Annotated in this window: 7 protein-coding genes; 6 read left to right on the forward strand and 1 reads right to left on the reverse strand. The window is 36.8% G+C overall.

All coding sequences use genetic code 11. The features are described 5' to 3' along the window. Positions 1-73: 73 nt before the first annotated feature. The gene (locus BUC31_RS13550; protein ID WP_073245024.1) at positions 74-3,304 is read right to left on the reverse strand and encodes a S41 family peptidase; all 3,231 of its coding nucleotides are present in this window, start codon (positions 3,302-3,304) and stop codon (positions 74-76) included. A 247-nt stretch (positions 3,305-3,551) separates the two neighbouring features. On the opposite strand from BUC31_RS13550, the gene BUC31_RS13555 reads away from it, so the two are divergent. The 6 genes from BUC31_RS13555 to BUC31_RS13580 all read left to right on the forward strand — a co-directional run bounded on the left by BUC31_RS13555 (position 3,552) and on the right by BUC31_RS13580 (position 11,990). Next, the gene (locus BUC31_RS13555) at positions 3,552-4,145 is read left to right on the forward strand and encodes a methyltransferase domain-containing protein (protein ID WP_073245026.1); all 594 of its coding nucleotides are present in this window, start codon (positions 3,552-3,554) and stop codon (positions 4,143-4,145) included. A 456-nt stretch (positions 4,146-4,601) separates the two neighbouring features. After that, entirely contained in the window at positions 4,602-7,826 is a 3,225-nt protein-coding gene (locus BUC31_RS13560) for a VPS10 domain-containing protein (RefSeq protein WP_073245028.1), read from the forward strand. A 39-nt stretch (positions 7,827-7,865) separates the two neighbouring features. Continuing rightward, positions 7,866-9,821 (forward strand): S9 family peptidase, encoded by a 1,956-nt coding sequence (locus tag BUC31_RS13565; protein ID WP_073245030.1) that lies wholly within the window; start codon positions 7,866-7,868, stop codon positions 9,819-9,821. A gap of 30 nt (positions 9,822-9,851) precedes the next feature. After that, positions 9,852-10,577: a DUF2490 domain-containing protein gene (locus BUC31_RS13570; protein ID WP_073245032.1), complete on the forward strand. Its 726-nt coding sequence runs from the start codon at positions 9,852-9,854 to the stop codon at positions 10,575-10,577. Positions 10,578-10,605: 28 nt separating this feature from the next. Next, positions 10,606-11,241 carry a hypothetical protein gene (locus tag BUC31_RS13575; protein ID WP_073245040.1) on the forward strand — a complete coding sequence of 212 codons (636 nt, stop codon included), beginning with the start codon at positions 10,606-10,608 and terminating at the stop codon, positions 11,239-11,241. 155 nt (positions 11,242-11,396) lie between these two features. Beyond that, entirely contained in the window at positions 11,397-11,990 is a 594-nt protein-coding gene (locus tag BUC31_RS13580) for a superoxide dismutase family protein (protein WP_073245041.1), read from the forward strand. The last annotated feature ends 74 nt before the right edge of the window (positions 11,991-12,064 follow it).

A 12,064-nucleotide genomic window follows, 5' to 3' on the forward strand; every position in this document is an offset into this window, starting at 1 on the left:
ATAATTGTACATATCCCTAAATGTAAAAATATAAGTACAATCCTAATTATCTCTTATTTACTAAATTATAGTGTTACTCCACCTCTTTCATCAACACTTCAATAGACTTTTCTAATTGTTGATCAGTACCTTTTGCAATTACTTCTGGCTGATTTTTAATGATAATTTCTGGGTTGGTTTCATTATTTTCCATCCACTCACCTGCTTTGTTTTTAGCACTAACAGGTACAACACCCCAAACGCCACCGTTTGGCAAACGTTCCCAACCAGCAAAACTACAGGTACCTGGTACGGGCATACCTACGGTTTTACCAATTTTTAAATCGGTATAGCCACTAGCAAAACAAGAGCCATCACTGTACATAGATTCATTGAACATTGCCAAGGTTGGTTTCGTCCACCTAGAAGTTGGTTCACCACCTACTACCCTAGCTTCGGTCTCATAAGATAAAAAAGGTACTCCTGTAAAGAACATTGCCAAATCTGCTACCAAGTCTCCACCGCCATTAAACCGGGTATCTACAATAACTCCTTTCTTATCATTGAACTTACCTAACATTTCCTCGTAGATGGTACGGTAAGGTCCGTCGCTCATTCCTGGTATGTGTACATAGCCCAAGGTACCGTTACTCTTTTCCAGTACTTCCTTTTCATTATTCTTCACCCAACGCTCATATAACAACCCACCTTCTGTTCTTAAAGAAATAGGCTTCACGGTAATTTGCTTTCTTTTTCCTTTATCATCCAGCACATCTAATAAGGTGAAATTACCCTCTAAACGGTTTAAATAATAGGCTGCATCCATTGACGTACCAATAGTTTCCCCATTAATTTTTTCAATTACTGTACCGGGTTTTATATCGAATCCAGATTTATCTAATGGTCCGCCTTTTATAACTTCTGTAATTTTAATTCCGTCTCCTTTATAATTGTAATCCATAAAGATACCTAGCGAAGCTGTTTCATCTCCGTTAGCGATACCATCTGAAAAACGACCTCCAGCGTGACTCACATTTAGCTCACCCAGCATTTCAGAAATCATTTCTGCAAATTCAAAGTCATTACCAATATGTGGCAAATACTTTTCGTATTCCGTACGCATGGCTGCCCAGTCTATTCCGTGAAAATTTGAGGTATAGAAAATACCGTTGGTTCGCAACCAAATATGATTAAACATATACTTGCGCTCAGCATCGGCATCTAAAACCATTTCTGCCTTTACTTTTACCGGTTCTGTCTTACTAGTGGCTACATCAACTTTAGATATGCTACCGTCGGATAATAAGAACAGTTGCTCTTTCTTGGCATCCCACTGTAAACTTCCCGATTTCGCATCTAAGGCTATAAGCATTTTGGTGCTTTTAGTACGTATTTCGGTTTCCCAAAGGTTCAATCCTTTTTCAAATTTGGTTAGGTAATACAGTTTTTCTCCGTCTTTAGAAAGTACGCCATCTGAAAGTTTAGAGGAGTGTATGGTTAAACGCGCTTTTCTGCGTTCTACATCTTCCAAATCGAATTTTAAGGTTTTTACTGCTGCTTCTTCCTTTTTATCGTCTTTCTTCTTTTTATCATCAGATTTGGCTTCGTCCTTTTTTTCTTTGGCAGCCTCTTCTATCATTTTCAACAAATCGTATTCCTCTTTTGTATTATTGAACTTATCCCAAGACTCTTGGTTCAAGAACATGGTATACACATCTGTTTCAAAAGAACCACTGGTCGCGTAACTTTTGAGTCCGTCACGATTCGAGAAGTAGATAATCTGACTACCATCGTTTACCCATTTAGGTGAAAAATCGTAATACCCACTTTGGGTCAAGTTTTTGCGCTGTTTTCCGTCTTTAGAAACCAAAAGCAACTCGGTATTATTCAACGAAACACTCCAATCTACCAACAGCCATTTACTATCTGGACTCCACTGAAAATACTGATCACCATCTCTCATGTGAATTACATTGTCTGGCGTCATTATTGTGGTTATTTCTTTCGTCTTTAAGTTCTTCACCTTTATCGTTCTTCTACCTTCTACATAGGCAACATAGGTGCTATCTGGTGAGAATTCGGGCAGATAAATATCTTCTTTTGAAGTGACTAATGTATCTTCTTTGAATAACGTTGCCGCAAAGAAATAAGGTTCTTCTTTTCGGACTTTAGAAGATTTAAAAATACTCCATTTACCATTGCGTTCACTAGAGTATGCGACAGATTTACCATCGGGCATAAACTTCACAAAACGTTCTTGTTCTGGGGTATTGGTGATACGTTTTGTCAACGAACCATCTACCGATGTTACAAAGACTTCGCCCCTACTTATAAAAGCGATTTCTTTACCATTAGGTGCAACATCCATTTCTTGAACACCACCGTTTACAGATACATATTTTATAGGATTACTGTCTTCTTGTGTTCTAACGATAATATCAACTTTCTTGGCTGTTTCCTCTTCTGAAAGTGTATAAATCTCACCATCGTAACCAAATGCCAATTTGTTATTACCAATACTTAATGACCGTACCGGATGCGTTTTAAAATCGGTAAGCTTCTTATTCTCAGCATCACCTTCGGCGGTCATTGTAAAAACATTAAAAGAACCTTCTTGCTCGCTTAGGTAATAAATGGCACTGCCATCTTTAGAAAATACCGGATTACGATCTTCCCCTTTAAAAGTGGTAAGTTGTTTATGTTTTCCGGTGGATGGGTCATACGACCAAATATCCCTAGTTATGGCAGATGTATGATGCTTTCTAAACTCGTCTTCATATCCCTTTTTATCGTGATACACCATTTTTGTACCATCGGCATTTACTTGTACGTCTTCCGCAGGCACTGTCAACAATTGACCTACACGACCACCAATTACAGGTACGCTATATAGCTCTGGTTGATCATCTGTTGGATACTGTCGATGCTGGGCTATATCTAATCGATCTGCACCAAATAGTACATCTGAATCATCGGCAGAAAAACTAAATGGTTTTTCATCATTACTGTGATAAGTTAGCCGTGTTGACTCTCCGCCTTTGGCATCCATTATATACACATCAAAATTGCCATATCGGTTAGATGAAAACGCGATTTTCTCACCGTTTTTACTCCAAACAGGTGCATAGTCATGTGCCGAATGATAGGTTAATTGCTTTGCTACACCACCATCTGCAGGTACGGTAAATAAGTTTCCTTTATAGGTAAATGCAATGGTATTTCCATCTGGTGAGATAGCGGGGTAACGTGCCCATTTCGGATTTGTTTGTGCTGAACACACATAAGTTAGGCATACCGCCACTGCAGTTAAAAAAGAATATTTCATACGTTTTCTAGTTGGTATTTAGTCGGTTAGAAAGATAGGGATTTGATTTGTTTACCACAATCCATGAGTGATCAATGGTATTGAATTTTACATACTTTGCAAAAACTCACCAAATCTGTTTAATTTTACTCGATAATCGAGATTTAAATACTCCGACGCTTGCGTCGAAATATAAATTATATTTTCAATTCAATGTCTCGCGGACTTGCCCCGGGGTATTTACTAGAGTACAAAACACGCAATTATCTTGAAAGAAGAAGAAAATTATTGGACAGAACGCTACGTAGAAAAAAAGACGGGTTGGGATATTGGCTACCCTTCTACCCCAATAAAAACTTATGTTGACCAACTACAAGATAAGGCGTTACAAATCTTGATACCTGGTGCCGGAAATGCCTATGAAGCCGAATACCTTTGGAAAGCGGGATTTAAAAATGTACATATTTTAGATATTTCTGAAGTTCCATTAAAGGCATTCAAAAAAAGGAATCCCGATTTCCCCGATTCGAATATGCACCAAGCGGATTTCTTCGAGTTTAAAGGTCAGTACGATTTAGTAATAGAACAAACTTTTTTCTGCTCTTTTGTACCTACAGATGCTAATAGAAATGCGTACGCTAAGCACATGGCAGGCCTATTAAAACAGAATGGAAAATTAGTGGGACTTTGGTTTGATATTCCATTAACTGGCGATATGATTAAACGCCCTTTTGGAGGAAACAAAGAACTGTATACCAAATACTTATCACCATATTTCAAAACGATCAATTTCGATCAGTGCTATAATTCTATTCCACCAAGACAGGGTAATGAATTGTTTGGAATTTTTCAAGTTCGTTGATGGTTGTTGGTTTTCACTTCGGCTTCGCTCAGTGATCATGAATCAATTTGTCTTTTCGAGCGCAATCGAGAACTTAGGAACATAAAACTCCAACGAATAAAAAACTGCACACTGAAAACTGGCACTGCCAACTGATACTTTAAACTGAATACTAACGCTCAACACAATCTAAATTATCACTTCGGCTTCGCTCAGTGATCATGAATCAATTTGTCTTTTCGAGCGCAATCGAGAACTTAGGAACATAAATTCAACAGATTGCCACGTCGCGAAAAGCTCCTCGCAATGAGGAATAAAAAACTGCATACTGAAAACTATTACTACCAACTGAAAACTGAATCCATCAAATGTTAATTAATTACCGATTATACAAAACCAACCACTGTTAACATCCTTTTAAGAATACTTACCTTTCTTTTCATTTATTTTTAGGCACATAACTAACAAACCACTACAATGACAAGAAGATTACTCTCCCTGTTGATGCTTTTTGCATCTTTTTTCGTTACAGCTCAAGAATTTAAAATGGACCTGGTACAGGACATGAAACCCCGTAACATAGGTCCCGGTGGTATGAGCGGTCGTGTTACTAGCATTGATGTTGTCAACTCAAATCCTGATATAATGTATGTAGGTACCGCTTCTGGTGGCTTATGGAAATCTACATCTGGCGGCATAAAATGGGATCCTATTTTTGATAAAGAGGTTACTGCCTCTATTGGTGCAGTTGCTATTCAACAAAGTAATCCGTCTGTTATTTGGGCAGGTACAGGTGAAGGTAATCCTAGAAATAGTTTAAATGGTGGGTACGGAGTATACAAATCTCTAGACGGCGGAAAAACTTGGAAATCTATGGGTCTTGAAAAAACAAGACACATTCATAGAATTAAGATTGACCCAATGAACCCTAATACCGTATATGTAGGTGCTATTGGTTCTCCTTGGGGCGAACACCCAGAACGTGGTGTTTTTAAAACTACAGATGGTGGCGAAACTTGGGAGAAAGTTCTTTTTGTAAATAATAAAACAGGTGTTGCAGACCTTATTATGGATCCGACCAACCCTAACAAATTAATTGCAGCAATGTGGGAACACAAGCGTGATCCTTGGTTTTTTAACTCTGGTGGTTCTGGTAGTGGCTTGTACATAACACATGATGGCGGTAAGAATTGGAAGAAATTATCTGAAGAAGATGGATTGCCTGCTGGTGACTTAGGTAGAATTGGTGTGGCTATTGCTCCTGGCAAACCAGATGTTATTTATGCATTGGTAGAAGCTAAAAAGAATGCGCTATACAAATCTGAAGATGGCGGATTTAAGTGGAAAAAAATCAATGAAAAAGATGATATTGGAAATAGACCTTTTTACTATTCTGAAATTTATGTAGATCCTGAAAATGAAAATAGAGTGTTTTCTGTATTTACTTACGTGAACGTTTCGCAAGACGGTGGAAAAAACTTTGAACAATTAATGCCGGCATACCGCGCAGATAATGGAGTACACCCTGATCACCACGCATTTTGGATTCACCCAGATAACGGACAGTTTATGATGGACGGTAATGACGGTGGATTAAATATTTCTAAAGACGGAGGAAAAACTTGGCGCTTTGTAGGTAATCTACCTGTAGCGCAATTTTATCATATTGCAACGGATAACGAGTACCCTTATAATGTATACGGTGGTATGCAGGACAACGGTTCTTGGAGAGGTCCTGCCTATGTTTGGAAAGCTCAAGGAATTCGTAATAGTTATTGGCAAGAAATTAGTTTTGGTGATGGTTTTGATGTTGTTCCCGACCCTGTAGATTCTAGATATGGATATACTATGAGTCAACAAGGTTACGTACAACGTTTTGATCATGAAACAGGCGATAATTACATTGTGCGCCCTACTCCACCAGACGCAACTACAGAACTACGTTTTAACTGGAACTCGGCTATTAACCAAGATCCTTTTGATAATAGCACCATCTATTTTGGTAGTCAGTTTGTTCATAAAAGCACGGATAAAGGATTAACATGGAAGGTAATTTCTCCGGATTTAACTACCAACGATCCAGAAAAACAAAAACAAAGCGAAAGCGGCGGATTGTCTATGGATGCTACAGGTGCTGAAAACCATACTACCATATTGGTTATTGAACCTTCTGCAGTGGAGAAAGATATGCTTTGGTCTGGTTCTGATGATGGTCGTGTGCATTACACCCAAAACGGAGGTGGAACTTGGACAGAAGTAACCGGTAATATTAAAGGTTTACCAAAAGGAAGCTGGATTCCGCAAATAAAAGCATCTACACGTAATAAAGGTGAAGCGCTATTAATTGCCAATGATTACAGAAGATTCAACTACACACCATATGCATACCGTACAAAAGATTACGGTAAATCTTGGACAAGAATTGTAGACGCTACAGATGTAGAAAGTTATGCGCTATCTATTATCGAAGATCCAGAGAATCCTAACTTGGTGTTTTTAGGTACCGATGACGGATTATATATTTCTTTCAATGCAGGTGAAAAATGGCAAAAATGGACCGAAGGTTTCCCTACGGTTTCTACCAAAGATTTAGCCATTCACCCAAGAGAACATGATTTGGTAATTGGTACATTCGGTAGAGCTGCATGGGTATTAGATGATATTCGTCCGTTGCGTGCTTTAGCTTCAGATGCATCAATTCTTAATAAAGAAATAGAATTATTTACTCCGCCAACGGCATATCAAGCTTCATATCAACAACCAACGGGAAGTCGTTTTGGTGGTGATGGACTTTACCAAGGTGAAAACAGAAAGTCTGGCGCAATGATTACCTATTATTTAAAAGAAGGTAAAAAGGATGCCAAAAAAGAGAAGCCTTCTTCAAAAGAAAAAGAAGATGATTCTGAGGAAAAATCAGAAGCAGTTGAATTAACTGGTGTACAAAAGAAAGATTCTGTTCAGTTCGATTTTTATGATGGTGACAGATTAATTCGTACTTTAAAATACAAGACTCCAGAAAAAGCCGGATTCCATAGAATTTACTGGGGAATGGATGAAAAAGGAGCCGACAGACCTTCTAGAAAAGTACAAACTAAAAAGAAAGAATCTGGTGGATTAGATGTAAAACCAGGTACTTATACCGTGAAAATGCTTTATGGTGATTTAGAGGAAGAAACTAAGATTACCGTAAAATCTGATCCTCGTTTAGAAGTTTCTACTGCTGGTATCGATGAAGCGTATGCTAATGGTAAAGTTTTAGAATCTTACATGCAAAAAGCTGCCGATGCTGTTCAGCAATTAGCAGAGAGTAAAGAAGCTGCTGAAAAATTGCAAAAAGACTTGAATAAGAAAGACAAGAAAATGTTCAAGGAGCAAATTGATGCTTCTAAAAAAATAGTGAAGCAAATAGATTCTGTTACTGCATTATATTTAGGTAAAGTTGACAAGCGACAAGGTATTACACGTAATAAAGAAATGACCGTAATGCAACGTTTACAAATAGCACGTGGCTATGTAGGCTCACGTAAAGCTGGTATGACTGCTACAGAGAAGCAACTAATGGAATTTGCAAAAGATGAAATAGAAAGTGCTTTAGATAAAACTAACACTTTCTTTTCTACAGATTGGAAATCATATAAGGCAACTATGGAGAGTCTTGAACTTTCTCCATTTAAAGAAGTAGATACATTTAGTTTGAAATAATTCTCATTTTTATAGGTATGCTTATTTAAAACATCAATTATGAAAAAACTATTCGCTTGTTTTGCAATATCCCTTATTTGGAGTTGTACAGAAAAAAAAGAAGTTCAAAAAGAAGTAGAAAAGGAAATAGAAATCACCAAAATACCGGATAAGTATACCATTAAACAAATGATGGATAATGAAGCTATTTCTGGCGGCAGTTTTTATCATGATAATTCTAAACTATTGGTTTCAAGCAATAGATCGGGTATTTACAACATGTATACTGTTCCTGCCAAAGGTGGTGAGTTAACACCAATAACTCAATCTGATAGTGCTTCTGTTTTTGCTATTTCATATTTTCCAAGAGATGAGCGAATGCTTTTTAGTATGGATGGTAATGGTGATGAAATATACCATATCTACATCCGTAATTTAAATGGTAGCCATACAGACCTTACACCCGCTAAAGGTGCTAGGGCTAGTTTTCATGGTTGGGCAGAAGATAACCAGAGTTTCTTTTTTACCTCTAATAAACGAGATTCAAAATACATGGATTTGTATCAAATGGATTTTCTCGATTATTCTCCTAAATTAATTTTTAAGAATGAAGAAGGTTACGATATCGGTAACCTTAGTAAAGACGAAAAATATCTAACGCTCAGTAAGTCTTTGAACACCAACGATTCTGATTTATACCTTTTAGACCTTGCTACAGAGAAGAAAATCAAGATTAATAAAACGCAAAGGGCGAATAGCAGTCAAGATTTTTCTCCCTCTGGTGATGAACTATATTACACCACTGATGAAGGCAGTGAGTTTTCATACCTTATGAAATACAACATTGCATCTGGCGCGAGCGATACAGTGTTAACCCGTGATTGGGATATTTTGGGTAGCTACTTTACCGAAAATGGCACCTACCTAGTTACTTATATCAATGAAGATGCAAAAAACACCATAGAAGTTATGAATGTAGCTACTATGGAAAATATTGATTTACCGTCATTTAAATCTATGGCAATAACTAATGTAGATTTCTCAAAAGACGAAAAATGGATGCGTTTTTACGCAGGAGGTTCACATACGCCAAGTAACTTATATGTCTACAACCTAGAAACGAAAGAACAGAAGCAATTGACAGATGTTTTAAATCCTGAAATTAAAACAGAAGATCTTGTTACCGCTGAAGTTGTGCGCTACAAGTCTTTTGACGGAGTAGAAATTCCCGCTATTTACTACAAGCCTCATCAAGCAAGTGCAGATGCTAAAGTACCAGCGTTGGTTTGGGTTCATGGCGGACCAGGTGGTCAGAGTCGTCAAAATTTTAGTTCATTTATTCAATATTTAACCAACCATGGTTATGCTGTTTTAGCAGTAAATAACAGAGGTAGTAGTGGCTATGGTAAAACATTCTTTCAAATGGATGACCTAAACCATGGCGACAAAGATTTAAAAGATTGCGTAGAAGGCAAAAATTGGCTTGCGGCACAACCAGAAATAGATGCAGAAAAAATAGGAATTATAGGTGGTTCTTATGGTGGTTATATGACCATGGCAGCATTGACCTACACCCCAGAAGAGTTTGCCGTTGGTGTAAATCTTTTTGGCGTTACCAATTGGATCAGAACATTAAAAAGTATACCACCATGGTGGGAGTCTTTTAAAGATGCGCTTTACTTAGAATTAGGTGATCCTTATAGTGCAGATTCTGTACGTTTAAAAGAAATTTCACCTCTTTTCCATACCGATAAAGTAACCAAGCCTTTAATTGTTTTACAAGGTTCTCAAGACCCTAGAGTACTACAAGTAGAATCTGATGAGATTGTTGCCGGAGTAAAAAAGAACGGTGTACCTGTAGAGTATGTGCTGTTTGAGGATGAGGGACATGGTTTCGTTAAAAAAGAAAATCAAATTGAAGCCTATAGTAGAGTTCTACAATTTTTAGATGAATATCTAAAGAAAGATAAAGGAACAGCTATTGAAGATGACACACCTATAAAGGGTAAACCATAATTATTAAATTGTAAATTAAGAAGACGAAGAATGAGGAAAGCTATTACGTTACTATTATTAACAACAACGATTTTTAGTACAAATGCTCAAAGTGAAATAACCGGAGAAGACGATTTTGGTAGTTGGTTCATGTATTTTGGCACCAACAAGATTGCCGATAAATGGAGTATACATACCGAAGCGCAATTTAGGTATTATGAAATGGCTTCTAATTTCAATCAGTTGTTACTGCGTACGGGAGTTAATTATCATATTAATTCTGATGCTATTGCAACTCTTGGATACGGCTTTATAGACACTGATCCTACTTTTAGAGAATTTGATATTCTTGGTGGCGATGTTTTTTTTGACAATAACTCCATTTCAGAGCATCGTATTTTTGAGCAATTCATATTAAAAAATAAGGTGTGGGAATTTAAGTTTGAGCATCGCTATCGTTTAGAGCAACGCTTTGTTCAAAATAATGCTACCGGTATCAGTAATACATTACATAGGGCTCGATATAGAATTCAAATGACCTTGCCCCTAACTGATATTTTCTTCCTAAACTTCTACGATGAAATTTTCATTAACCTACAAAATGATGCCTTTGGTCAAAACCGTGCTTATGCAGCCCTAGGTGTTAATGTTACTGAAGATTTGAGCATGCAGGTAGGTTACTTAAAAAATCATTTTAGCGAAACTAATTTTGATCGATTACAAGTTGGGGTATTTTATAACACTGATTTGCGAGGTATTTTTAAAAAGAAAGAATAACTTTATACCATAAACAAATTACATTATCATGAAAAAAATAACTATAACTTTCGTTAGTGCATTATTGATTGTTTTTGCAAGCTGTAAAGAAACTAAGAAAGGTGAAGAATCTACAAGCGTAGATGCTTCAACTGAAGCAGTTGAAACCTTCAGTTTAGTACAAGATTCAACAAAAGTGAGCTTTACAGCCTACAAGACAACTGAAAAGTTACCTGTTGGCGGAATGTTCAAAAAAATAAACTTTAGGAAGACGAATAGTGGTGCAACTGCCATGGAAGCTTTAAATGGTACTGAATTCAGTATTCCCGTTAGTAGTTTATTCACCAATGACCCAACGGGAACTAGAGACCCTAAACTTTTAGAGTTTTTCTTTGGTGTTATGAAGGATACTGAACTAATTTCTGGTGTTTTTAAAGTTGAAGGTGATAAAAGTTCTATTGATGTTAGTCTAAACGGAGAAATACAGAACATTCCGCTTGCATACGAAATGAACGGTGATGATAGAATTACCTTCACAGGTACTATGGATTTAGCAAACTGGAATGCTATGGATGCCGTTGCTTCTATTAACAAAGCTTGTGAAGTTTTACATACCGGTAAAGATGGTGTTAGTAAAACATGGAGCGAAGTTGCTGTAAAAGCAGAAGTGCTATTTACAAAATAATAAAATTGATTTTATTCCTATTAAAAAATGAGGTGCCCAACAGTACCTCATTTTTTTTATCCTTAAAAATTAAAAGTATTGCTCATTTCAAGGAACTGTTTGATATTACATTATTTAATGTCTAATTTAACATTTCATAATAAAATAAGAACATCATGAAAATATTTAAAATGCAATTAGCACTACTGGCAATATTAGTTGCTTTTAGCTGCAAAGAAGTAAAAAAAGAAGCTTCTGACGCAAAGGAAGAAGTTGAAGAACTTATGGATGAGGCTAAAACTGAAATGAACGAAGAGGAAACTGTCGTGAAATTTATGTTAGAGCCTAAAAGTGATAGTAACGTAAAAGGTGAAGTAACTTTTACCGAGGAAGATGAAGAAGTAAATATGGTTGCTGTATTATCTGGACTTACTGAAGGTGAACATGCTATACATATTCACCAAACTGCAGATTGTACTGCAGCTGATGGTTCTTCTGCAGGAGGTCACTGGAACCCAACAAACGAACCACATGGTAAATGGGGCGCTTCTGAAGGATACCACAAAGGAGATATTGGAAACTTTACCGCAGATGCCGATGGTAATGCAAAAGTTGAATTCTCTACGGAAGAATGGTGTATTGGATGTGATGATGATAACAAAAACATTTTAGGAAAAGGAGTAATTGTACACCAAGGTGTAGATGATTACACTTCACAACCTAGTGGTGCTGCTGGTGCACGTGTTAGCTGTGCCGGAATTATTGAATAGGGTTAATAATATTTTTTTTAAAAGCTGTTCTAAGAACAGCTTTTTTTATTTTTAACCGATTTAAAAAAGCACTC

It is taken from the genome of Maribacter aquivivus, from assembly GCF_900142175.1.
Classification (GTDB): domain Bacteria; phylum Bacteroidota; class Bacteroidia; order Flavobacteriales; family Flavobacteriaceae; genus Maribacter; species Maribacter aquivivus.